At 65.9% G+C, this 23430-nt stretch carries 25 protein-coding genes; 12 read left to right on the forward strand and 13 right to left on the reverse strand.

The window, feature by feature from the left end; translation table 11 throughout:
- Window positions 1–7: 7 nt before the first annotated feature.
- The 4 genes from cpaB to rsmI all read right to left on the reverse strand — a co-directional run bounded on the left by cpaB (window position 8) and on the right by rsmI (window position 3483).
- On the reverse strand, window positions 8–829 hold the full coding sequence (gene cpaB / locus ACM43_RS24050) for a Flp pilus assembly protein CpaB (RefSeq protein ID WP_036024324.1): 822 nt from the start codon (window positions 827–829) through the stop codon (window positions 8–10).
- 360 nt (window positions 830–1189) lie between these two features.
- Window positions 1190–2134, reverse strand: a complete 945-nt coding sequence (gene gshB, locus ACM43_RS24055; protein WP_036024326.1) for a glutathione synthase — start codon at window positions 2132–2134, stop codon at window positions 1190–1192.
- 10 nt (window positions 2135–2144) lie between these two features.
- Complete coding sequence (locus ACM43_RS24060; RefSeq protein WP_036003220.1) at window positions 2145–2546, reverse strand: YraN family protein; 402 nt, start codon at window positions 2544–2546, stop codon at window positions 2145–2147.
- The gene (gene rsmI, locus ACM43_RS24065) at window positions 2533–3483 is read right to left on the reverse strand and encodes a 16S rRNA (cytidine(1402)-2'-O)-methyltransferase (RefSeq protein WP_271543288.1); all 951 of its coding nucleotides are present in this window, start codon (window positions 3481–3483) and stop codon (window positions 2533–2535) included. The genes ACM43_RS24060 and rsmI overlap by 14 nt, the downstream gene beginning before the upstream one ends.
- Window positions 3484–3836: 353 nt before the next feature.
- On the opposite strand from rsmI, the gene ACM43_RS24070 reads away from it, so the two are divergent.
- Window positions 3837–5069: a penicillin-binding protein activator gene (locus ACM43_RS24070; RefSeq protein WP_157285180.1), complete on the forward strand. Its 1233-nt coding sequence runs from the start codon at window positions 3837–3839 to the stop codon at window positions 5067–5069.
- A 90-nt stretch (window positions 5070–5159) separates the two neighbouring features.
- Here the strand turns inward: ACM43_RS24070 and hemW are convergent, their stop codons facing one another.
- From hemW to rph, 3 genes are read right to left on the reverse strand one after another with little or no spacing between them, the layout of a single operon-like run.
- Window positions 5160–6317: a radical SAM family heme chaperone HemW gene (gene hemW, locus ACM43_RS24075; protein WP_271543290.1), complete on the reverse strand. Its 1158-nt coding sequence runs from the start codon at window positions 6315–6317 to the stop codon at window positions 5160–5162.
- Window positions 6304–6939, reverse strand: a complete 636-nt coding sequence (gene rdgB, locus ACM43_RS24080; protein ID WP_271543292.1) for an RdgB/HAM1 family non-canonical purine NTP pyrophosphatase — start codon at window positions 6937–6939, stop codon at window positions 6304–6306. Before rdgB ends, hemW begins: the two co-directional genes overlap by 14 nt.
- A gap of 11 nt (window positions 6940–6950) precedes the next feature.
- The gene (rph, locus tag ACM43_RS24085; RefSeq protein ID WP_036024340.1) at window positions 6951–7664 is read right to left on the reverse strand and encodes a ribonuclease PH; all 714 of its coding nucleotides are present in this window, start codon (window positions 7662–7664) and stop codon (window positions 6951–6953) included.
- Window positions 7665–7832: 168 nt separating this feature from the next.
- Between rph and hrcA the strand changes: the two genes are divergently transcribed.
- Both hrcA and grpE read left to right on the forward strand, forming a co-directional pair.
- Window positions 7833–8921: a heat-inducible transcriptional repressor HrcA gene (gene hrcA / locus ACM43_RS24090; RefSeq protein WP_036003234.1), complete on the forward strand. Its 1089-nt coding sequence runs from the start codon at window positions 7833–7835 to the stop codon at window positions 8919–8921.
- A gap of 94 nt (window positions 8922–9015) precedes the next feature.
- Window positions 9016–9633 carry a nucleotide exchange factor GrpE gene (gene grpE / locus ACM43_RS24095; RefSeq protein ID WP_271543296.1) on the forward strand — a complete coding sequence of 206 codons (618 nt, stop codon included), beginning with the start codon at window positions 9016–9018 and terminating at the stop codon, window positions 9631–9633.
- 149 nt (window positions 9634–9782) lie between these two features.
- Here grpE and pncA read toward each other — a convergent pair whose 3' ends face one another.
- Both pncA and ACM43_RS24105 read right to left on the reverse strand, forming a co-directional pair.
- Window positions 9783–10505: a bifunctional nicotinamidase/pyrazinamidase gene (gene pncA / locus ACM43_RS24100; RefSeq protein ID WP_271543298.1), complete on the reverse strand. Its 723-nt coding sequence runs from the start codon at window positions 10503–10505 to the stop codon at window positions 9783–9785.
- A 174-nt stretch (window positions 10506–10679) separates the two neighbouring features.
- On the reverse strand, window positions 10680–11621 hold the full coding sequence (locus ACM43_RS24105; protein WP_036046067.1) for a hypothetical protein: 942 nt from the start codon (window positions 11619–11621) through the stop codon (window positions 10680–10682).
- A 394-nt stretch (window positions 11622–12015) separates the two neighbouring features.
- On the opposite strand from ACM43_RS24105, the gene dnaK reads away from it, so the two are divergent.
- The 8 genes from dnaK to ACM43_RS24145 all read left to right on the forward strand — a co-directional run bounded on the left by dnaK (window position 12016) and on the right by ACM43_RS24145 (window position 19327).
- Window positions 12016–13917 carry a molecular chaperone DnaK gene (gene dnaK / locus ACM43_RS24110; protein WP_036003245.1) on the forward strand — a complete coding sequence of 634 codons (1902 nt, stop codon included), beginning with the start codon at window positions 12016–12018 and terminating at the stop codon, window positions 13915–13917.
- Between the two features lie 272 nt (window positions 13918–14189).
- Window positions 14190–15326, forward strand: a complete 1137-nt coding sequence (gene dnaJ / locus ACM43_RS24115; protein ID WP_036024343.1) for a molecular chaperone DnaJ — start codon at window positions 14190–14192, stop codon at window positions 15324–15326.
- A gap of 88 nt (window positions 15327–15414) precedes the next feature.
- Window positions 15415–16014: a class I SAM-dependent methyltransferase gene (locus ACM43_RS24120; RefSeq protein ID WP_128265084.1), complete on the forward strand. Its 600-nt coding sequence runs from the start codon at window positions 15415–15417 to the stop codon at window positions 16012–16014.
- 55 nt (window positions 16015–16069) lie between these two features.
- Window positions 16070–16648, forward strand: a complete 579-nt coding sequence (locus tag ACM43_RS24125; protein ID WP_271543304.1) for an NADPH-dependent FMN reductase — start codon at window positions 16070–16072, stop codon at window positions 16646–16648.
- Between the two features lie 6 nt (window positions 16649–16654).
- Complete coding sequence (pyrF, locus tag ACM43_RS24130) at window positions 16655–17365, forward strand: orotidine-5'-phosphate decarboxylase (RefSeq protein WP_271543306.1); 711 nt, start codon at window positions 16655–16657, stop codon at window positions 17363–17365.
- Window positions 17366–17386: 21 nt separating this feature from the next.
- The gene (locus ACM43_RS24135; RefSeq protein ID WP_157287302.1) at window positions 17387–17698 is read left to right on the forward strand and encodes a DUF1330 domain-containing protein; all 312 of its coding nucleotides are present in this window, start codon (window positions 17387–17389) and stop codon (window positions 17696–17698) included.
- Between the two features lie 165 nt (window positions 17699–17863).
- Window positions 17864–18679 (forward strand): 4-hydroxy-tetrahydrodipicolinate reductase, encoded by an 816-nt coding sequence (dapB, locus tag ACM43_RS24140; RefSeq protein WP_271543333.1) that lies wholly within the window; start codon window positions 17864–17866, stop codon window positions 18677–18679.
- A 24-nt stretch (window positions 18680–18703) separates the two neighbouring features.
- Entirely contained in the window at window positions 18704–19327 is a 624-nt protein-coding gene (locus tag ACM43_RS24145) for a 2,3-bisphosphoglycerate-dependent phosphoglycerate mutase (RefSeq protein ID WP_157287300.1), read from the forward strand.
- Window positions 19328–19459: 132 nt separating this feature from the next.
- Here the strand turns inward: ACM43_RS24145 and ACM43_RS24150 are convergent, their stop codons facing one another.
- Both ACM43_RS24150 and ACM43_RS24155 read right to left on the reverse strand, forming a co-directional pair.
- The gene (locus tag ACM43_RS24150; protein WP_157287299.1) at window positions 19460–20356 is read right to left on the reverse strand and encodes a methylated-DNA--[protein]-cysteine S-methyltransferase; all 897 of its coding nucleotides are present in this window, start codon (window positions 20354–20356) and stop codon (window positions 19460–19462) included.
- Between the two features lie 54 nt (window positions 20357–20410).
- Window positions 20411–20941: a DUF2244 domain-containing protein gene (locus ACM43_RS24155; RefSeq protein WP_271543335.1), complete on the reverse strand. Its 531-nt coding sequence runs from the start codon at window positions 20939–20941 to the stop codon at window positions 20411–20413.
- Window positions 20942–20963: 22 nt separating this feature from the next.
- On the opposite strand from ACM43_RS24155, the gene nth reads away from it, so the two are divergent.
- Complete coding sequence (gene nth / locus ACM43_RS24160) at window positions 20964–21716, forward strand: endonuclease III (protein WP_271543694.1); 753 nt, start codon at window positions 20964–20966, stop codon at window positions 21714–21716.
- Between the two features lie 20 nt (window positions 21717–21736).
- Here nth and ACM43_RS24165 read toward each other — a convergent pair whose 3' ends face one another.
- Window positions 21737–22477, reverse strand: a complete 741-nt coding sequence (locus ACM43_RS24165; RefSeq protein WP_271543337.1) for a sulfate transporter family protein — start codon at window positions 22475–22477, stop codon at window positions 21737–21739.
- Window positions 22478–22947: 470 nt separating this feature from the next.
- On the reverse strand, window positions 22948–23394 hold the full coding sequence (gene nikR / locus ACM43_RS24170) for a nickel-responsive transcriptional regulator NikR (protein ID WP_271543339.1): 447 nt from the start codon (window positions 23392–23394) through the stop codon (window positions 22948–22950).
- Between the last annotated feature and the right edge of the window lie 36 nt (window positions 23395–23430).

Here is a 23430-nt window from a genome sequence, read left to right on the forward strand (position 1 = left end):
GTCCCCATCACTTCTGTGACGTCAGTTGCCGTGCCTGGACGCCGTAACGGATTACGTTCACGCCGCCCGGGCGCTTGATCGCCTGGTCCTCGGGCGTGCCGTCGACTGCGTTGGCATCGACGATGCTGCGCAGCGCGAGTGTCAGAGTGCCGCCCTGGCGTGCGGCCGAAAGCGTGGCGATCTGGTCGGGCCGCAGCTCGAGCGTGACGGTCTTGCCGACCACCGCGTTCTGGCCCTCCTTTTCCTTCGGGGCCTGGTCGATCGCGAGCACGCGGATGTTGGTGAGAATGACCTCGGACAGGATGAGGTCGTTGCCGCCGGTCGGGCCGTTGGTGTTGCCGCCGTCCGGATTCTTCAGCCGGCGGGTCAGGACGATGTCGACGCGGTCATTCGGCAGGATGAAGCCGCCGGCGCCGGTTTCGGCTGAAATCTCGGTGGAGACGGCACGCATCCCGGACGGCAGGATCGCGGCCATGAAGCCGGAGCCTTCGGCCTTGACCAGCTTCTGCTCGCGGATCGGCTCGCCCTGCATCAACGGCACGCGCGCGATCGAGCCCGCGATCTGGGTCGGTGCCTCGGGCCTGCTGTCGCGGCGGATGAAGGCGCTGCTGGCGGTTGCCGCGGGCCAGGCCTGCCATTGCAGGTCCTCGGGCTTGACGGCCTGGCCGAGCTGGATGTCGTTCTTGGCGATGAGGACCTCGACCGTCGGCAGCTTCTCGGCGACGGGCAGGACGGCCGCGGGCGGATTCTGATAGCCGCTCGCCAGATATGCAGCGACGCCGCCGGCGCCGAGTGCGATGACGAGAACGACAATGCGTGCGGTATTCATACGCTTCTACTCTTACGCGGGGCACTCGAACCGCACGTGGCGTGTTCCCCCGCATCGATGAGTAGGGAGCAAAAGTATAAGGGGTGTTGCGAGGCCGAACGCGATCGCCGGCCGCGATGCTGGTTTTCGGCTGATGGTGAACGCGGCGTTATTGGGTCGGCCAACGACCCCGTAGTTTCACCTACGCGGGCACGTACGTTCGCACGACGCGCGCGGCGTCATGGTGAATACGTCGTTAGCGTGCGAGGTGGCCGCGAGCGTCGTCCATAGCCGGGATGGAGAGCAAGCGTAATCCGGGGCCGGTGCAAGTGGGGGGCGTCTCAGATTCGCTAACGCCCCATCCGGGCTGCGCGCAGAGCTCTACTTCTTCCGCTTCGCTTCGATCACGTCCCAGATCTTCGCGGCCACATCAGGCCCGCCGAGCCGCGCGATGGCGCGGATGCCGGTCGGTGAGGTCACGTTGATCTCGGTGAGATTGCCGTTGATGACGTCGATGCCGACAAACAACAGGCCGCGCTCGCGCAGCGCCGGGCCGACCGTGGCGCAGATCTCGCGCTCGCGCGGGGTGAGCTCGGTCTCTTGCGCCGCGCCGCCGCGCACCATGTTGGAGCGGAGGTCGTCGGCGGCCGGCACGCGGTTCACCGCGCCGGCGAACTCGCCGTCGACCAGGATGATGCGCTTGTCGCCGTGCTTCACCTCGGGGATGAATTGCTGGATCACCCAGGGCTCCCGGAACGTCACCGAGAACATGTCGAACAGCGAGCCGAAATTCATGTCCTGCGGCATCACGCGGAACACCGCCGCGCCGCCATGGCCGTGCAGCGGCTTCATGACGACCGCGCCGTACTTGTCGCGGAACGCATTGATCTCATCGAGGTCGCGCGAGATCAGCGTCGGCGGCATCAGCTGCGGAAAATTCATGACGAACAGCTTTTCCGGCGCGTTGCGCACCGAGGCGGGATCGTTGACGACCAGCGTCTTCGGATGGATGCGCTCCAGGAAATGCGTCGAGGTGATGTAGGCGAGGTCGAACGGCGGATCCTGGCGCAGCAGCACCACGTCGAACCCGTTCAGCGCCTCGCGCCTGGGCTCGCCGAGGGTGAAATGGTCGCCTGGCTCGTCGCGCACGGTCAGGAGCTGAACCGGCGCGACCAGCTCTTCGCCGACCATCGAGAGCTTGTCGGGCGTGTAATAGGACAGGCCATGGCCGCGCTTCTGCGCCTCCAAGAGCAGCGCGAAGGTGGAATCGCCCTTGATGTTGATGCGGGCGATGGGGTCCATCTGGACGGCGACGTTCAGTTTCATGGGCTGCCTTTCAGGTCGAGGCGTCGAATGCCGCCAACACATGGCGCGGAAGCGAGCGCGGCGCAATCAGCATGGCGTCGAATCGCAATTCGAATTCGGCATGCTCGGGATGCGCTGCGAGCCAGCCTTGGGCGGCGTCGATGATGCGCTGCTGCTGGCGCGGCGTCACGGCGAATGCGGCCTCGTCCAGCGTGGCGCGGGCCTTGACCTCGACGAAGGCGATCAGGTTGCGGCGTCGCGCCACGATGTCGATCTCGCCATGCGGGGTGCGGTAACGTTTGGCGAGAATGCGGTAGCCCTTTGCCATGAGGTAGGCGGCGGCACGGCTCTCCGCGGAAATACCGGTCTGGAACGCTGCGACGCGCTCGGGCGACGCGACCTTCGGTTCCGCAGGAATCTCAGTCTTCGCCATCGCTGCCCCGCGAATCCTTTGCGAGCTCGAGCGCGCGGGCATAGACCTCGCGGCGCGGCCGGCCCGACAACGCGACCGCGTGCGCCACGGCATCCTTGACGCTGTGCGCGGCAAGCTGCTCGCGCAACAGACTATCGAGCGCGTCCGATGTCAGAACCTCGGCGTCGGCCGCGGGCGGAGCGATCACCAGCACGAATTCGCCGCGTGTCTCCAGCGTTGCAGCCTCGCGCGCCAGCTCGCTCAGCGTTGCGCGCGAAATCTCCTCATGCAGCTTGGTCAGCTCGCGGCAGATCGCGGCCTCGCGCGGTCCCATGATCTCGGCGAGATCGGCCAGCGTATCCTGCACGCGGTTGCCTGACTCGAACATCACCAGCGTCGCGTCGATGCGGACGAGCTCGGTAAGACGGCTGCGCCGCGCGGCTGATTTCGCCGGCAAGAAGCCTTCGAAAAAAAAGCGGTCGGTCGGCAGCGCGGCGACCGACAGCGCGGCCAGCACCGAGGACGGGCCGGGCAGCGCATACACGGCGTGGCCGGCGGCGCAGACCTCGCGCACCAGCTTGAAGCCGGGATCGGAGATCAGCGGCGTGCCGGCGTCCGACACCAGCGCGACCGAGCCGCCCTGTCCCAGGGCTTCCAGGATTTTGGGACGCGCGGCCTCCGCATTGTGCTCGTGATATGGCTTGAGCTGGGCGGTGATCGCATAGCGCTCGGTCAGGCGGCGCGTGATGCGGGTGTCCTCACAGGCAATGACGTCGACGCCGGCGAGCGTCTGCAGCGCCCGCAGGGTGATGTCGCCGAGATTGCCGATCGGGGTCGCGACCAGATGGAGGCCCGGCGCGGCCTTCGGCGCCGCGAGCCGATGGACATCGATGGAGAAACCGCGCGAGGCGGCGTCTTGAGCTTCAGGCGTATTTATCGGGGCCGGCTTTGCGCGCATAATGGAGCCAACTTAGGCACGATCGCTAAGGCTGGGAACCGGCTCGCCGAAAAAGATCGTGCCCAAGGATCGTATCCGGGTGAGGGGCGAGGAACGGACGGGAATGTGATCGGTCGAGATCGCGCCGGGAGGCAGGAGGGGCCCTCGCGCCATATTCGCGACGGAAACGCCGCCTTGATGAGTGAATGAGTGACGGCGAAGAGTAGCCGGGACGGGATTGCGGCCGCGTTAAGCGATTGTTATCCTTTTGTTTTGGTTAACTATTTGCCGACACACTGCCTGAATCCGCGGCCTGTGTCGCGGAAAGCAATGTCGTGATCGGCCGGCGACGGCGGGTCAGAAGAGAAGCTGCCATGGTCGGCCCGCGTCATCCAAAGTCTCACCTTCCGGGATCCCGATCGCCAGGGGCGACCCGGCGGACTGCGCTCGGCCTGTTGCTCGGCGCGCCCGTGCTGTCGGCCTGCGCCGGCGTGCAGCAAAGCCTCAGCCAGTTCTCCAACCCGTTCTCGAGCTCCGCACCGCCGGCCCAGCCGGCTGGCCCGCAGCAGCAGGCGACGACCGCCGGCACCGGCGGCGTGAAGGTCGGCCTGATCCTGCCACTCTCAGCTGCCGGCAATGCCGGGCTCGCCGCGCAATCGATGCGCAATGCCGCCGAGATGGCGCTGGCCGAGTTCCAGAACCCGAACATCCAGCTCCTGATCAAGGACGACAATGGCAGCCCGCAAGGCGCGCAGGCCGGCGCGCAGCAGGCGGTCGACGAGGGCGCCGAGATCATTTTGGGACCATTGTTCGCACAGTCGGTGCCGGCGGTGGCGCAGGTCGCGCGCACGCGCGGCATTTCCGTGATCGCGTTCTCGACCGATTCCAGCATCGCCGGACGCGGCGTCTATCTGCTCTCGTTCCTGCCGGAGTCGGACGTCAACCGCATCGTCGAATATTCCGCCGGCATCGGAAAGCGCTCCTTCGCCGTGCTGGTGCCCGACAACGCCTATGGCAATGTCGTCGAGGCCGCGGTGAAGGCGGCGGTGCCGCGGCGGGCCGGGCGTATCGTCGCGTTCGAGAAATACGGCGCCGATCGCGCCACGCCGGCGCGCACCGTGGCGCAGCAGCTCGGCAGTGCGGACGCGCTGTTCATTGCCGATGACGGCGATGCCGTCGTGTCAGTCGCGGACGCCATGACTGCCGCGGGCGCGAACTTGCGCAACATCCAGCTGCTTGGCACCGGCCTTTGGGACAATCCGCGCGTCTATGCCAGCGCCGCGCTGCAGGGCGGCCTTTACGCCGCGCCCGATCCGGCCGGCTTCCGCGCCTTCTCCGGCCGCTACCGCACGAAATACGGCGCCGAGCCGATCCGCACTGCGACCCTTTCCTATGACGCGGTCGCGCTCGTTGCCGCGCTGGCGCGCACGCAAGGCGGCCAGCGCTTCTCCTCCGACGTGCTCACCAATCCCTCCGGCTTTGCCGGTATCGACGGCCTGTTCCGCTTCCGTGCGGATGGCACGAATGAACGCGGGCTTGCCGTGATGAAGGTGACGCAAGGCGGCGGCGTCGCTGTGGCGGGCTCGCCGAAGAGCTTTGGGGCGTAGCTCGGTGCGCTCTTGCGCCGTGCCCACCATCTCTTTCGATAATGAAAGTTGCGTGGGCACGCTTCGCTTTGCCCACCCTACGAGAGTTCCTTACGCAGCCAAATCCGCGACCACGGCATCCAGCACCGGAAAACCGCTGCTGGTCACGCGCAGGCGTCCCGTTGCATCCACCGTGATCGCGCCTTCCTCGCGCAAGAGCGCGATACGGCGGGGGTCGAGCGGGCGGCCGGCGAGGGCCTTGTAGCGTTCGGGATCGATGCCTTCGGCGAGCCGCAGTCCCATCAGCAGGAATTCGTCGGCGCGTTCCTCGCTGTTGAGGAGCTCGTCGCTGACGACACCGTCGCCGTTGGTCTCGACCCGCATCAGCCAGGCCTCGGGACGCTTCTCGGTGGCGGTGGCGTGCCTGATCCCGTCGATGTCGAGGCGGCCATGTGCGCCGGGGCCGATGCCGGCATATTCCTCGCCGCGCCAGTACACCAGATTGTGCCGGCACTCGGCGCCGCGCCGCGCGTGATTGGAGATCTCGTAAGCGGGCAGCCCGAGCTTGTCGCAGGTCTCCTGCGTGACGTCGTAGAGCGCGCGGGCGACCGCTTCGTCCGGCGTCTTCAGCTTGCCGGCCTGGTGCAGGCCGAAGAAAGGCGTGCCTTCCTCGATGGTCAATTGATAGAGCGACAGATGCTCGGCCGCTTCATCGATGGCGTGCCGCAGCTCGCCCGCCCACATCGCTGGCGTCTGGTCGGGGCGGGCGTAGATCAGGTCGAACGAATAGCGGTCGAACGCGCGGCGCGCGATGGCGACGGCATCGAGCGCTTCGCGCGCGCTGTGCATGCGGCCGAGCGCTTTGAGCGAGGCGTCGTCGAGCGCCTGCACGCCGAGCGAGACGCGGTTGACGCCGGCGATGCGATAGCCGGCAAAGCGCGTGGCCTCGACGCTGGTCGGGTTCGCTTCCAGCGTCACCTCGACGTCGCCTGCGACGGTCCAGTGCTTGCCGATCGCGTCTAACACCGCGCCGACGGTGGCGGGCTGCATCAGTGACGGTGTGCCGCCGCCGAGGAAGATCGAGGTGACCTCGCGGCCGGGCGCGCGTTCGGCGGTCGTTGCGATCTCGCGCGCGAAGGCGGCGGTAAACCTCGCCTCGTCGATCGCGGCATGGCGGACATGGCTGTTGAAGTCGCAATAGGGGCACTTCGACAGGCAGAACGGCCAGTGCACATAGACGCCAAACGCATCCTTGTTAGCGCGGCTCAAGGCAGATCTCCGCCAGTTTCCGAAAAGCGCGGGCGCGGTGCGACAGGCCGAGGCCAAGCGGCGGCAGGCCGTGCTTCTCGATGCTGGTCATCTCGCCGAAGGTGCGGCTGTGCCCGTCCGGCAGGAACATCGGGTCGTAGCCGAAGCCGGCCGTGCCGCGTGGTGGCCAGATCAGCGTGCCGTCGACGCGCGCCTCGACCTCCTCGCGATGATCGTCGGGCCAGGCCACGCAAAGCGCGGAGACGAAGTGGGCCTTGCGCTTGTCCGGCGTGGTGGCGCCGCGCTCCTGCAGCAGGCGCTCGATCTGCGCCATCGCCGCGTTGAAATCCTTGGACGGACCAGCCCAGCGCGCGCTGTAGATTCCCGGCGCACCGTCCAGCGCATCGACCGCGATGCCGGAATCGTCGGCGAAGGCGGGAAGCTTGGTCGCCTGCGCTGCGGCGACCGCCTTGATCGCAGCGTTGCTGCGGAAATCGTTGCCGGTTTCCTCGGGCTCGGGGAGGCCGAACTCGCCGGCCGACACTGCCTCGATCCCGTACGGCGCGAGCAGCTCCCTCATCTCGGCGAGCTTACCGGGATTGTGGGTGGCAATGACGAGCTTGTCGGTGATTCGGCGGTGCATGGGCCTATTGACTACGCCACGGCCAGTTTCTGCAAGTCCACCAGACGCGCGATGCCCTTCTGCGCCAGTGCGATCAGCTTCAGGAACTCGTCCTGCGTGAACGGCTCGCGTTCCGCGGTGCCCTGCACCTCGATGATGCGGCCATCGCCGGTCATGACGAAATTGGCGTCGGTCTCGGCTTCCGAATCCTCGGCATAGTCGAGATCGAGCACCGGCGTGCCGTTGTAGATGCCGCAGGAGATCGCGGCGACGTTGTCGCGCATCACGTTGGCCTTCACCATGTTGCGCGCCTTCATCCAGTTGAGGCAATCGGCAAGCGCGACCCAGGCGCCGGTGATCGAGGCCGTGCGCGTGCCGCCGTCGGCCTGGAGCACGTCGCAATCGACCGTGATTTGGCGCTCGCCGAGCGCTTCGAGATCGACGATTGTGCGAAGCGAGCGGCCAATCAGGCGCTGGATCTCGACCGTGCGGCCGCTCTGCTTGCCGGCGGAGGCCTCGCGGCGGGTGCGTTCGGAGGTCGCGCGCGGCAGCATGCCGTATTCGGCGGTGACCCAGCCGCGGCCCTGGCCCTTCAGCCACGGCGGCAGGCGGTCCTCCAGCGTGGCGGTGACCAGCACATGGGTGTCGCCGAATTTCACCAGGCAGGAGCCTTCCGCATATTTGACCACGCCGCGCTCCAGCGTCACGGGGCGCAATTCGTCGGGCGCACGGCGGCTTGGCCGCATGGGAAATCTCCAAAACTCGCGGGAATAGGCTGTTCGCGGTGCTTGTAGGTGGGGCGGGGGTGGGCGGCAAGGGCTTATTCACCCCCTGACCGCCGGCCTGTAAACGCGACGCTTGTCAGAAGCGGCCCGGATGGACAAATTATAAGTATCTGAGAGGAGTTACCGTCTGTGGCCCATCACGATCCGATCCATCTGATCGCGCCGCGCGCAGGCCTTGCCCAGCTCAACGAGCGTTCCCGCGACATCTTTCGTCAAATTGTCGAAAGCTATCTCGCGACCGGTGAGCCGGTCGGCTCGCGCAACATTTCCCGCCTGATCGCCATGCCGCTGTCGCCGGCTTCGGTCCGCAACGTCATGGCCGATCTGGAACAGCTCGGCCTGATCTATGCCCCGCACACCTCGGCCGGCCGGCTGCCGACGGAACTGGGCTTGCGCTTCTTCGTCGATGCCCTGATGCAGGTCGGCGACCTCAACGAGGCCGAGCGGCAGGCGATCCAGAGCCAGCTCTCGTCCGTCGGCGAGGCGCAATCGGTCGAGGCGGCGCTGGACCAGGCCTTGATGCGGCTCTCCGGCCTGACCCGGGCGGCCGCCGTCGTGCTGACGCCGAAATCCAATGCGCGGCTGAAGCACATCGAATTCGTCCGCCTGGAACCGGAAAAAGCGCTGGTGATCCTGGTCGGCGAAGACGGCCAGGTCGAAAACCGCGTGTTGACGCTGCCGCCCGGAGTTCCCTCTTCGGCGCTGACGGAGGCCGGCAATTTCCTCAATGCGCGGATCCGGGGCCGTACCCTGGCCGAGGCGCGGCTCGAGCTCGAGACCGCACTCGGCGAGGCCCGTGCCGAGCTCGATCAGCTGACACAGAAAGTGATCTCGGCCGGCATCGCCAGCTGGTCCGGCGGCGAGAGCGAGGATCGCCAGCTCATCGTCCGCGGCCATGCCAACCTGCTCGAAGATCTGCATGCGCTGGAGGATCTGGAGCGGGTTCGGCTGTTGTTCGACGACCTCGAGACCAAGCGCGGCGTGATCGACCTGCTCGGCCGGGCCGAGACCGCCGAAGGCGTGCGCATCTTCATCGGCAGTGAGAACAAGCTGTTCTCGCTGTCGGGGTCGTCCACCATCATCTCGCCCTATCGGGATGCCGCCGGCCACATCGTCGGCGTTCTCGGCGTGATCGGCCCGACGCGGCTGAATTATGCCCGCGTGATCCCCACCGTGGACTACGCCGCCCGCATCGTCAGCCGCCTCTTGGGGGGCTGACCGGCCTTTCCGCCGATCACGGGCGCTTGATTTTCGCGAGTTTAGGCACGATATCCGGGCCAACATCCCTGAAACGAGTTCGAGATCAGAGCCGATGACCGAGCAAGACCGGCAACCCCAAGACACGACTGCAGCGACCGGCGAGCCCGTGGTGTCGAAACCCTACATCATGCCCGACGATCCCGAGCCGGGTTCGGTCGAAACCCTGCAAAAGGAAGCGGCTGAAGCGCGCGACCGCATGCTGCGGACGCTGGCCGAGATGGAGAATTTGCGCAAGCGCACCGCCAAGGAAGTCGCCGACGCCCGCCTCTACGGCATCACCGGCTTCGCGCGCGACGTGCTCGACATCGCCGACAATCTCCAGCGCGCACTCGATGCCGTTCCGGCGGAGGCGCGTGCTGCGGCCGATCCCGGCCTGGTCTCGTTGATCGAGGGCGTCGAGCTCACGGAGCGCGCGCTGCTCAACGCGCTGGAAAAACACGGCGTGAAGAAGCTCGATCCTCAGGGCCAGAAGTTCGACCCGAACTTCCACCAGGCGATGTACGAAGTGCCTGACGCGTCGGTGCCGTCGGGCACCGTGGTGCAGATCATGCAGGCCGGCTACACCATTGGTGACCGCGTGCTGCGCCCGGCGCTGGTCGGCGTCGCCAAGGGCGGCGCGAAGACTGCGCCCGCGGCGAACAGCAACGAGTCGAGCAGCGAGGCGAATTGAGTGTTGGCGTCATTCCGGGGCTCGACAAAGTCGAGAACTATGGTGCGCAATGCGCACCTGAGAATCCATCGAACAGCAGAGACAACCGCACAATGGATTCCGGGCTCGCGCTGAAGCGCGCCCCGGAATGACGGAAGATGGCGCGCCGCCTACGCGCTCACCGCGATATCCGCAGACTGAATCCGCTTCACGCCCGCCTTGGCCATGTCGGCCCAGGCCTTGGCGAGCGAGCCCTGCGTGTCGATGCCGCGGCAGGCGTCTTCCACCACATAGACCTCGAAGCCCGCCTTGCGCCCGTCGAGCGCGGTCCAGGCGACGCAGAAATCTGTCGCAAGACCAGCGACGAAGACGCGCTTGATCTTGCGGCCCCTTATGTAGCCGGCGAGCCCGGTCGAGGTCTTGCCGTCGGCCTCGAGGAAGGCCGAATAGCTGTCGACGTTCTTGTGAAATCCCTTGCGGATGATGAGCTCGGCGTGCGGGATCGACAGGTCCTTCGACAGCGCCGCGCCCTCGGTGCCCTGCACGCAATGGTCCGGCCACAGCACCTGCTTGCCGTAGGGCAGGTCGACCGTTTCGAATGGCTTCTTGCCGGAATGAACCGACGCAAACGAAACGTGGCCCGGCGTGTGCCAGTCCTGCGTCAGCACCACATTCGCAAATGCCTTCGAGATCTTGTTGATGACCGGCACCACCTGCTCGCCTTCCTTCACCGCGAGGCTGCCGCCGGGCAGGAAGCAGTTCTGCACGTCGATCACGAGCAGCGCGGACGCTTCGTCCGGCTTGATCGGTGCAGCGGCGAACAGCGCGTTTGGCGCGAGCGTCGCCAGCGCCGTCGTTCCAAGCATTGCCAAGACTTGTCGCCGATCTAGCATGTATGCCTCCCCTGAAGGTGATCCAACGGGAGGGAAGCCTAGTTCCGTTCGTGTACGAACAGAAGCCCGAAAATGCAGCCGGTACTGGTGAGTAATCGAGCTTAAGCCGCGAGCTCGGTGCGCCTCTCCCGCTTGGCTTGCGGGAGAGGGAGCGCATCTCGTTCGGAGACGCAGCTACCCCTTCGGCTGAATCCCGTCGCGCACGGCGCGGAAGCGGGTGAAGGCGGCTTGCCATTGGTCGCGCGGGGCGCTGGCGATGATGCGCAATGATGCGCCGCCGCTCGAGAAGCGGATCCACTGCACCACCGTCACCGGGACCTTGTCCTTGCCGCTGACGCCGTCGATCCGGGTCTCGAAGCCTTGCTGGCCGTTGATGCGGATCGGCTCGGACATGGTGATGCGCGACTCGCGCACGCCGGGAATCTGGAGCGCCGCCTCCTGGGCGAAGCGGGCGCGGTCGTCGGCGGCTTGCGGGGTGGCGCCGATCAGGCCGAGGATCATGAACGGCCTCGCCTCGTAGCCCACGCTCTCATCGCCGTCGGCCAGGATGATGCTCGAGCCCGGTGCCAGGGTCTTGATGTCCTTGAAGTCGGCGAGATCGGTGATCTTGAACGGCAGCAGCGCGATCTGCTCCTCGGCCGAGACCTGCCTGCGGGTGGTGGCGCTCGCGAACATCTGTCGCACCGCCTCGTCCGTGTAGATCTTGGTCGCATTCTCCGGGATCTGTACCGCGACATAGCCGGAGAAGCCGGCGCCGGGCACGATCATCGAATAGCGCTTCACCGGGGTATCGCCGGCCTTGCCGCTTTCGGTGGTGAAATAGGCAAGGCCAGCGGGGGTCTCGACCTTGTCCTGCTTGACGCCGCCCGTCCCGCCGGGATTGGAATTGAAGGCGCTCACGACCTCGCCATAGGCGGCCGGCGGCAGTTCGGTGACCAGCACCTTGACGTTGCCGTCCTCGCTCTCGAAGCCCGGAAAGGTCTTGGCCGTGCTGAGGCCGATCAACGGCACCATGCCGAGACGCAAGCCGGGTGGGAAAACGACGTCGGCGGCGAAGGCCGGAAGCGCTGTTACGGCGAGGAGGGCGAGCGCGGCGAGGGGGCGGATCAGCTTCATGGCCACTCTGATTGGTTCACATTGAGGCCGTTCGATGGTCGGCCACCGGGCCGCTTTGTCGCGCGAAGCAGCTGCGCCGGCTGTGCGGTCGGTCCGCCTTTTAGCCGGTTTGGCCTCGCCGCAACAGGGCGGGCGGGCTTGCGGGTGCGGGGGCTTGCCGAGGCCCGGACCTGTTAATAATTCCTCACCCGCAAGGGCGGTTGAGCCCGGATATCACCTTCCAAAACCCGATGTTTTAGCGGCAGAAACCTAGCTTCGGTCCTTGCGGGCCCCTCCCCCCCTCCTATATGAGCCTCAATCATCGCAATATCGCGGATGTTTGATCTTAGGGGGTTTCGGTTCGGGTGCCTCTTGGGCCCAGCCAACCTGCCGCAAAAAGAAGGATATCAGGACCATGGGAAAGGTCATTGGGATCGACCTCGGCACCACGAATTCGTGCGTCGCCGTGATGGATGGCAAGAACGCCAAAGTCATCGAGAATTCCGAAGGCATGCGCACGACGCCTTCGATCGTCGCCGTCACGGATGACGGTGAGCGCCTCGTCGGCCAGCCCGCCAAGCGCCAGGCCGTCACCAATCCCGAGCGCACCTTCTTCGCAGTGAAGCGCCTCATCGGCCGCCGCTACGACGACCCGATGGTCGAGAAGGACAAGAAGCTCGTTCCCTACAAGATCGTGAAGGCTTCCAACGGCGACGCCTGGGTCGAGGCCGACGGCCAGACCTACTCGCCCTCGCAGGTCTCGGCATTCATCCTGCAGAAGATGAAGGAGACCGCGGAAGCCCATCTCGGCCAGAAGGTCGAGCAGGCCGTCATCACCGTTCCTGCCTACTTCAACGACGCCCAGCGCCAGGCGACCAAGGACGCCGGCAAGATCGCGGGCCTCGAAGTGCTGCGCATTATCAACGAGCCGACCGCGGCCGCGCTCGCCTATGGTCTCGACAAGACCAAGGCCGGTACCATCGCGGTGTATGACCTCGGCGGCGGTACGTTCGATATCTCCATTCTCGAAATCGGCGACGGCGTGTTCGAGGTGAAGTCGACCAACGGCGATACCTTCCTCGGCGGTGAAGACTTCGACATGCGCCTCGTGGGTTATCTCGCCGACGAGTTCCAGAAGGAGCAGGGCATCAACCTGCGCAACGACAAGCTCGCGCTGCAGCGCCTGAAGGAAGCCGCTGAAAAGGCCAAGATCGAGCTGTCGTCGACGACGCAGACCGAGATCAATCTGCCCTTCATCACCGCGGATCAGACCGGCCCGAAGCATCTGACGATGAAGCTCACCCGCGCCAAGTTCGAGGCGCTGGTCGACGACCTCATCCAGAAGACCGTCGAGCCCTGCCGCAAGGCGCTGAAGGACGCCGGCGTCACCGCCGGTGAGATCGGCGAGGTCGTGCTGGTCGGCGGCATGTCGCGCATGCCGAAGGTCCAGGAAGTCGTGAAGCAGCTGTTCGGCAAGGAGCCGCACAAGGGCGTCAACCCGGACGAAGTCGTGGCGATCGGCGCTGCGATCCAGGCAGGCGTGCTCCAGGGCGACGTCAAGGACGTGCTGCTGCTCGACGTCACCCCGCTGTCGCTGGGCATCGAGACGCTGGGCGGCGTGTTCACCCGCATCATCGACCGCAACACCACGATCCCGACCAAGAAGAGCCAGGTGTTCTCGACGGCTGAAGACAACCAGAATGCCGTCACCATCCGCGTCTTCCAGGGCGAACGTGAAATGGCGGCCGACAACAAGATGCTCGGTCAGTTCGACCTGATGGGCATTCCGCCGGCGCCGCGCGGCATGCCGCAGATCGAGGTGACCTTCGACATCGACGCCAACGGCATCGTCAACGTCTCGGCCAAGGATAAGGCCACGGGCAAGGAGCAGCAGATCCGCATCCAGGCCTCCGGCGGCCTGTCGGAAGCCGACATCGAGAAGATGGTCAAGGACGCCGAGGCCAATGCCGAGGCGGACAAGAAGCGCCGCGAGGCCGTCACCGCCAAGAACGAGGCGGATGGCCTGGTGCATTCGACCGAGAAGGCTTTGGCCGAGCACGGCTCGAAGGTTGCCGAGAGCGAGCGCCGCGCCATCGAGGATGCCGTCAGCGACCTCAAGGAAGCGCTGAAGGGCGACGATGCCGAGGCGATCAAGGCCAAGACCCAGACGCTGGCGCAGGCTTCGATGAAGCTCGGCGAGGCCATGTACAAGCAGCAGGCCGAGGCCGACGCCAAGAAGGATGCGGCCAAGGACGACGTCGTCGACGCGGAATTCACCGAGGTCGACGACGACAAGAACAACAAGAAGTCCGCTTAAGCCCCGAGAGGGTGACGATGCGGACGGCTTGGACCCCACACACGCTACCGGCCTCCTCCCTCGCGGGGGAGGCCATCGTGTCGGGACGGGCGGGCCAAGACTCCTTTCAAGACTCCTTCAAAGTCGGCCCCGTTACGATCGATCAATTCCCAGCCGTTATTCTCAGCGCTGCCAGGCTGCTCTCTGCCGCAAGGTCGAAGGGCGCTCATTCCGCCGCATGTCAGCGTTGTTCCGCGCCAACTTGAATCGCGATTGGATAGACCGAGCTCATCATGTCCACGTCCACCAAGCGCTGCTATTACGAGACCCTCGAAGTCGAACGCGACGCCGACGAAGGCAAGCTGAAATCGTCGTTCCGCAAGCTGGCGATGAAATTCCATCCCGACCGCAACCCCGGGGATGAGACCAGCGAAGTCAAGTTCAAGGAAATCAACGAGGCTTACGAGGTCCTGAAAGACAAGGACAAGCGCGCCGCCTATGATCGTTACGGCCACGCCGCGTTCGAGCAGGGCGGCGGCTTCGGCGGCGGCGCCGGTTTCGGTGCCGGCTTCGCCTCCTCTTTCTCCGACATCTTCGAGGACCTGTTCGGCATGGCCGGGCAGCGCGGCCGCGGCGGCCGCGAGCGCGGCGCCGATCTGCGCTACAACATGGAAATCACCCTCGAGGAAGCCTTTGGCGGCAAGACCGCGCAGATCGAGATTCCGGTCTCGGTCACCTGCGAGGCCTGCTCGGGCATCGGTGCCAAGGCTGGCACCAAGCCCAAGACCTGCTCGACCTGCGGCGGCGCCGGCCGCGTGCGGCAGTCGCAGGGCTTCTTCACGCTGGAGCGAACCTGCCCGGGTTGTCAGGGCCGCGGCCAGATGATCGAGGACGCCTGCCCGTCCTGCGCGGGACAAGGGCGGGTCACCCGGGAGCGGACGCTCTCGGTCAACATTCCGCAAGGCGTCGAGGACGGCACACGGATCAGGCTCGCCGGCGAGGGCGAGGCTGGCGTGCGCGGCGGGCCGCCGGGCGACCTCTACATCTTCCTGTCGCTGGCCCAGCACCAGTTCTTCCAGCGCGACGGCGCGGACCTGCATTGCCGCGTGCCGATCTCGATGGTGACCGCCGCGCTCGGCGGCGAATTCGAGGTGCCGACCATCGACAAGGGCAAGACCAAGGTGAAGGTGCCCGCCGGCACCCAGTCGGGTCGCCGATTCCGCATTGCATCAAAGGGCATGCCGGTGCTGCGGTCGCGCCAGATGGGCGACATGTACGTTCAGGTCATGGTCGAGACCCCGCAGAACCTGACCAAAAAGCAGCAGGAATTGCTGGCCGAGTTCGAGAAGCTCTCCTCCGGCAACACCCAGCCGGAAGCCGAGGGCTTCTTCGCCAAGGTCAAGGATTTCTTCGGCAATCGGGCGAACTGACGCGTCTTGACCGTATCGCCTCCGGCCTATACGTCTTTATGACCATTTTCTGACACGCCGCGGTCCTGCGGTTCCGTCCGGTCCCGACATGCCATTGCCATCGTCCGCGCGTGCGTTGAAGAAGCCTCGTCTCGATGACGAGGTGCGCTTTCTCAGGTCGTGGATCGAAAAGCCCTTGCACATGGGCGCGGTGATGCCGTCCGGCAAGCTGCTGGCGCGGACCATGGCTCATTATGTCGATCCCGATTCCGACGCACCGGTGGTCGAGCTCGGACCCGGCACCGGCGCCATCACGTCCGCGCTGATCGAGCGCGGGATCGACCAGAAGCGTCTCGTTCTCGTCGAATACAATCCCGGCTTCTGCGCGCTGCTGCGCGATCGCTACCCGCAAGCCAAGGTGGTGCAGGGCGATGCCTACCGCCTGCGCGACACGCTCTGGAACGTCTTGAGCACGCCGGCCAGCGCGGTCGTGTCCGGCCTGCCGCTCGTCACCAAGCCGATGCTGACGCGGCTGCGGCTCATCCGCGATGCCTTCACCGCGCTCGCGCCCGGTGCGCCCTTCATCCAGTTCACCTATGCGGTGGTGCCGCCGATCCCGAAATCGCTGTCCGGCGTGTCCACAGAGGCCTCGGAACGGATCTGGATGAACCTTCCGCCGGCCCGCGTCTGGGTGTATCGCAAGCATTAATTCCGCCGGCTCCTCTTTGCGCGGCGGGCTCGTTTCGCCGAACGCATGGGATTGGATGCCAGCTCCCAAGATCCTGATCATTCCCGGCTCGCTGCGCACCGGCTCGCATAATGCGAAGCTGGCGGCGGTGGCGGCCTATGAATTTGCTCAGGCCGGCGTCGACGTCACCCGCATCTCGCTCGCCGATTTTCCGCTGCCGATCTATGACGGCGATCTCCAGGCCAAATCCGGCGTGCCCAAGCACGCGATCAATCTGAAGCGCATGATCGGCGCGCATCACGGCGTCCTCATCGTCTCGCCCGAATACAACGCATCGGTGCCGCCGCTGCTGAAGAACGCGATCGACTGGGTCAGCCGCGTGCACGAGCTGCACGAGGCGCGCGGCGAGGTGTTCCGCAACCGCGTCTATGCGCTTGCCGGCGCGTCCCAGAGCCGGTTAGGTGCCGCCCGCGCGCTGCAGGCCCTGCGGCTGATCCTCTCCGCCTGCCACGCCAACGTGATTGCCAGCCAGCTCACGCTCGCCTTTGCCGACCAGGCCTATGACGATAGGGACAGGCTGAAGAACGAGGGCGATATCGCCGCGCTGAAGGAGCTGGTGACGCAGTTGATCGACGTTTCCCAACGCATGATGTGAGATGACATGACGCCAGCCGAGATCGCCCCGAAGGACCGCCTGATCGTTGCGCTCGATCTGGCGAGCGTTGATGCCGCGGAGGCGATGATCGCGAAGCTCGGCGACAGCGTCACGTTCTACAAGATCGGCTATCAGCTCGCTTATGCCGGCGGCCTGCCGCTGATCGGCAAGCTTGTCGACAGGGACAAGAAGGTGTTCGCCGATCTCAAGATGCACGACATCGGCAATACGGTCGCGCGTGGCACCGAGAGCGTCGCCAAACTGGGCGCGACCTTCGTCACCGTGCACGCCTATCCGCAGACCATGAAAGGCGCCGTCGAAGGCCGCGGCAGCGCCAGCCTGAAGATTCTCGCCGTGACGGTGTTGACGTCCTACGACGACGACGATTTGCATGCGGCCGGTTATCGGCTCAGCGTGTCGGAGCTGGTCGAGGCACGTGCGCAGCAGGCGCAGGTGCTCGGTGTCGACGGCCTCGTATCCTCGCCGGAGGAGGTCGGGGCCTTGCGCAAGATCGTCGGCCACCAGATGAGCCTCGTCACCCCCGGCATTCGTCCGGCGGGCGCCGCCAGCGGCGACCAGAAGCGCATCATGACCCCGGGGCGTGCGATCGCCGCGGGCGCGGATTATCTGGTCGTCGGGCGTCCGATCGTGGAAGCCGCCGATCCGAAGGCCGTCGCAGAGGCCATTCAGGCCGAGATCGCGCAGGCGCTTGGCTAATCAACAACAGGGAGAAGACCAATGGCAAAGGGTTACTGGATCGGGCGTGTCGACGTCAGCAATGACGAGGGCTACAAGCCCTACGCCATCGCCAACGGCCCGATCTTCAAGAAATGGGGCGGCCGCTTCGTCGTCCGCGCCGGCAAGTTCACCGCCGTCGAAGGTGCCAGCCGCAACCGCAACGTCGTGATCGAATTCCCTGACTACGAGACCGCGCTCGCCTGCTACAACTCGCCGGAATACCAGGCCAACATCAAGGTGCGCCAGCCGCACTCGATCGCCGACCTCATCGTCATCGAAGGCTACGACGGCCCGCAGCCGTCTGACGGATAACACTCCGTCATGGCCGGGCTTGACCCGGCCATCCACGTCTTTACGCCCTCTTGTGTGGCCTTTCGTGGATGCCCGGGACAAGCCCGGGCATGACGGCGGAAGGTTGTCCCCTCGGTTGCCGGAACTGCCTCCCCCCGCTACAACGGCCTCGAAGAGGATCACACCATGTCCGACATGCGCTTGATTGTTGCGGGAGCCGGCGGCCGGATGGGCCGGGCGCTGGTGCGGGCGATTGCCGAAAGCGAGGGCGCCGTGCTGGCGGGCGCGCTGGAGGCGCCGGGCTCCGAGCTGCTCGGCAAGGATGCCGGCGTGCTCGCCGGCCTGCCCGCCAACGGCATCAAGCTCTCCGCCGATCTCTGGGCGATGTGCAAGGAGGCCGACGGCATCCTCGATTTCACGGTGCCGGCGGCGACCATCGCCAATGTCGCGATCGCCGCCGAACGCGGCCTCGTGCACGTCATCGGCACGACCGGCCTGTCCGGCTCGGACAATGCCGTGATCAAGAGCGTCACCAATCGCGCCGTGGTGGTGCAGTCGGGCAATATGAGTCTCGGCGTCAATCTGCTCGCCGCCGTGGTCAAGCGCGTCGCCAAGGCGCTCGACCAGAGTTTCGATATCGAGATCGTCGAGACCCATCACCGCATGAAGGTCGATGCGCCCTCGGGCACCGCGCTGATGCTGGGCCAGGCCGCAGCGAGCGGCCGCGGCGTCAACCTCGATGACCATTCCGAACGCGGCCGTGACGGCATCACCGGCGCCCGTCGGCCGGGCAATATCGGTTTCGCCTCCTTGCGCGGCGGCACCGTGGCCGGCGACCACAGCGTCACCTTCCTCGGCCCGTTCGAGCGCCTGACGCTGTCGCATCAGGCCGAGGACCGCATGCTGTTCGCCCATGGTGCGCTCAAGGCGGCGCTGTGGGCGCACGGCAAGAAGCCGGGGCACTACACCATGGCCGACGTGCTCGGCCTGTCCGACATCTGAACTGAACAACACGGAAAGCAGTTGATGAGCGAACGTCTTCTCGTGCTCGTGCGCCACGGCCAGAGCGAATGGAATCTGAAGAACCTGTTCACGGGCTGGAAGGACCCTGATCTCACCGAGCTCGGCGTGAAGGAAGCCAAGGAAGCCGGCCGCAAGCTGAAGGCGCAAGGCCTGGTGTTCGACGTCGCCTACACCTCGGTGCTGACGCGCGCGCAGCACACGCTCGATCTCATCCTCGGCGAGCTCGGCCAGGAGGGTCTGCCGACTTCGAAGAACCTCGCGCTCAACGAGCGCGACTACGGCGATCTCTCCGGTCTCAACAAGGACGACGCCCGCAAGAAATGGGGCGAGGAGCAGGTGCTGATCTGGCGTCGCTCCTACGACGTGCCGCCGCCCGGCGGCGAAAGCCTGAAGGACACGCTCGCGCGCGCGTTGCCGTACTACGTGCAGGAGATCCTGCCCGGTGTGCTCAACGGCAAGCGCACTCTGGTTGCCGCCCACGGCAACTCGCTGCGCGCGCTGATCATGGTGCTGGAAAAGCTCTCGCCCGAAGGCATTTTGAAGCGCGAGCTCGCCACCGGCGTGCCGATCATCTACCGCCTCAACGCGGATTCGACGGTGGCCTCGAAGCTGGATCTGGCGGGGTAGGCTTTCGCCGTACACGCGGCGCCGTAGGGTGGGCAAAGCGCAGCGTGCCCACGCAGCGTCAGCGATTTGAGAAAGATGGTGGGCACGGCGCGATGCGCCTTTGCCCACCCTACGGCAGCGTGCTTGTTGCGCCTACTGCAGCCCCAGCTGCCCGGCCTCCCAGCCCAGCATCGCCTGCTTGCGGGTGATGCCCCAATGATAGCCGGTGAGCGTGCCGCTCTTGCCGAGCGCGCGGTGGCAGGGCACGACGAACGAGACCGGGTTCTTGCCGACGGCGGCACCGACGGCGCGTGAAGCCTTGGGATTCCTGATGTTGCAGGCGATGTCGGAATAGGACACTGCGCGGCCCATCGGAATCTTCAAGAGCGTCTCCCACACCCGCACCTCGAAATCGGTGCCGATCAGCACCACGCGCAGCGGCTGATCCGGCCGCCACAATTTTGGATCGAAGATGCGCGCTGCGAGCGGCGCGGTGCCTTCGTGATCTTCCACATAGGTGGCGTTTGGCCAGCGCCGCGTCATGTCGGCGAGCGCGATCTTCTCCTCGCCGTGATCGGCAAAGGCGAGGCCCGACAGGCCGCGGTCGGTGGCAATCACGATCGCGGTGCCGAACGGCGAAGGGTGGAAGCCGTAGCGCAGGGTGAGGCCGGCACCGCCGTTCTTCCATTCGCCCGGCGACATCGCTTCATGGGTGACGAAGAGATCGTGCAGCCGGCCCGGCCCCGACAGGCCGGAGTCGAGCGCCGCGTCAAGGATGCTGGCGGAATCCCTGAGCAGGTTCTTGGCGTGGTCGAGGGTGAGCGCCTGCATGAAAGCCTTCGGCGTGATCGAAGCCCAGCGGCGGAACAGATGGTGCAGCTCATCCGGAGTGACGCCGGCGGCATCCGCCATCGCCTCGATGGTCGGCTGCGCGCGCCAGTTCGCCGAGATGAAGGCGATCGCCCGGCGCACAGAATCATAATCGCGCAACGCGGCGTTCTGGGTGCCTGGCCTCGCCAGGCGCTGGTCATGTATCGCAAGGGTCATCATGACCAGAAATGTAGGGGAGGGGCCCGCGCGAAACCACCCGATTTCCGACTGCGCTCAGGTCGCCGGATGATAGGTCGGACCACGCCGCGCGGCGTTGAGAGCGCCAACCAAGGCATTGTAAAAGCTTGCCTTTTCTTCCGGGCCAAGAAAGCGGGCGATGAGCAGGCGGCGGCCGCGGGAGATCAGATAGAGGTGCTCGATGCCGTATTCCTCGTCGACCTCCTGGTCGAGCCGGACCCAGAGCGGATTGAAGGTCCATTCGGCAACCTGGCCACGATGGCTGACGCGCCGCACCCGCAATTCCGATGACGTCACCACGATCTCCTCGCTGGCCCGTGCGGCGCGAAAATTGACCTTGAAGGCCCACCAGATCACGAGCACGTCGAGACTGAAGAAACCGAGCACTGGCCAGGCGCCCATCATCAGGAAAGCGAGGCCCGTGACGAAGCTGACGGCGCTCAGGAACAGCATCACGGCGAGAAAGCCGGTGCGGTTCAGCGAGCGGTGCGGCGTGAGCAGCGCAGAGAAGATCTGAGGCTCATCCTCGCTCTCAGACGGCCGCGCAATTTCGTTGCCTGTGCTCATCGTCCATCAGTATATCCCGATCATGGCGAAAATCACCCGCAAGCCGGTCCCGCGCAAAGCGGCGGTGCCGAAGAAAACGGCAAAACCGGTCGCGACCAAGCCGAAAGCGCCCGCGAAGAAATCACTTAAAGCCACAAGACCGTGGACGCCGGCCGAGGTCCACGAGGTTTTCAGCCGTTTCCGCAAGGCCAATCCGGAGCCCAAGGGCGAGCTCGAGCACGTCAACCCGTTCACGCTGCTGGTCGCGGTGGTGCTGTCGGCACAGGCGACCGATGCCGGCGTCAACAAGGCGACGCGCGCGCTGTTCGAGGTTGCCGACACCCCGCAGAAGATGCTCGATCTCGGCGAGGAGCGCTTGCGCGAGTACATCAAGACGATCGGCCTCTACCGCACCAAGGCCAGGAACGTGATCGCGCTGTCGGCCAAGCTGCTCGGTGAATTCGGCGGCGAGGTGCCGCGCACGCGCACGGAGATCGAGTCGTTGCCCGGCGCAGGTCGCAAGACCGCCAACGTCGTGCTCAACATGGCCTTCGGCGAGCACACCATGGCGGTCGACACCCATGTCTTCCGCGTCGGCAACCGCACGGGCCTAGCGCCCGGCAAGACACCGCTCGAGGTCGAGCTTGGCCTCGAAAAGGTGATCCCAGCGGAGTTCATGCTGCACGCGCATCATTGGCTGATCCTGCACGGCCGCTATACGTGCCTCGCCCGCAAGCCGCGCTGCGAGGTCTGCCTGATCAACGATCTCTGTCGCTGGCCGGAGAAGACGGTGTGAGACAGCGCTGCGCCGGGCCGCTATCGCACCTGCCGCGCCGGCTCGATCAGCTCGGGCCGCGGGCCTGACAGGCGCTTGTGCATGTGGACCATGAAGGCCATGCCGAAGATCGGTGTCGCCAGGTTCACGATCGGGATCGAGACGAAGGCGGCGATGAACAGGCCGGCGGTGAAGACCGTCGCGGCATTGTCGCGCCGCATCGCCTTGGCCTCCTCCGGCGGGCGGAAGCGCATCGCGGCGAGCTCGAAATATTCGCGGCCGAGCAGCCAGGCGGCGGCGAGGAAAAAGATCAGGAATCCCGCGCCGGCGAACAGCACCAGCGGCAGCGCGGCGAGGTAGACCAGGATGGCCACGAGCGCGGTCTTGATGCCCTCGAGGATCGCCCGGCTGAACGGCAGGGCCGCGCCCGGCCGCTCGGCCGGATAATGCTCGCGCTCGACGATGTCGGCGACGTCGTCGACGAACAAGCTCGCCACCACCGAGGTGATGGCCGGCATCAGGAAGATGCCGCCGAACACGACGCCGAGACCCGTCGCGATCGAGACGATCCAGGAGAGAACCTCGATCGAAGAATGCCAGCCGGGCCCGAGCAGGCCTTCCAGCCACACCTCGCCGGAGGTCGCAAACCAGCTGAGCAGCCGCTGCAAGCCGATCGCCAGCACGGTGATCAGCACCAGCGCAAGCCCGATCGACCGCCACAGGATCGAGCGCATCGGCGGCGAGATCAATTGCGACAGCGCCTTGATGGCGGCATCCAGCATGGGGGACCCTCTGAGGTAGACACTGCGCGAGAGGTAGACACCCAATGCGGCTTCGGCAAGGGCGAGTGGCTGAGCAGCCCTCGGCCGCGGACGCGGCGCGAGCTCTTGCTCACCCTCCCCTGGAGGAGCAGGGCTATCGCATATGGATCGCATGTCGATATTGCAGAGGTCGTCATGCCCGGGCTTGTCCCGGGCATCCACGTTCTTTGTGCTGCGTGGAAAGGCGTGGATGGCCGGGACAGGCCCGGCCATGACGCTGTGGCGGCAGCCGGTGCCCACAGCGACGTCTCATATGCGATAGCCCTGCCTGGAGGAGGAGGGTCGATCGCGCGCAGCGCGAGCGGGGTGGGGTGACGGTCCCTCCGCGATGAACAGTGCCCGAGTGGAGAGATCACCCCACCCCGTCACGCGATCTCGCTTCGCTCGATCACGTGCCGACCCTCCCCCTCCAGGGGAGGGTAAGATTCAGCCTAATCGTGTCTATGCCCGTGCTTGCGCGCCTTCGCCTGTTTGCCGTCCCCCGTCGGGATCATCACCACGCGGCCGTAGCGCACGCCGCGTTCGGCGATGATGTGGTCGGCGAAATGCCTGACCTCGGAGGCCGCGCCGCGCAGCGCCGTCATCTCCATGCAATTGTTGTCGTCGAGGTGGACATGCAGCGTCGCCAGCGCGAGGTCGTGATGGCCGTGGAATTCCTGCACCAGCCGTTTCGACAGATCGCGCGCCGCGTGGTCATAGACGTAGACGAGGCCGGCGACGCATTGGCCGGTCTGCGCGGTGTCCTCGGCGCTCTGCTGCAGGCCGGCGCGCGCGAGGTCGCGGATGATCTCGGAGCGGTTCTGGTAGCCGCGCGCTTCCGCCGCCGCATCGATCTCCGCCAGGAGATCGTCCTCGATCGTGATGGTAATCCGCTGCATCAGGTCCTCTCCGCGGGCGCCGCTCTCTCTTACCTC

The sequence above is a fragment of the Bradyrhizobium sp. CCBAU 45321 genome (genome assembly GCF_028128975.1).
In the GTDB taxonomy this organism is placed as follows: Bacteria; Pseudomonadota; Alphaproteobacteria; order Rhizobiales; family Xanthobacteraceae; genus Bradyrhizobium; species Bradyrhizobium yuanmingense.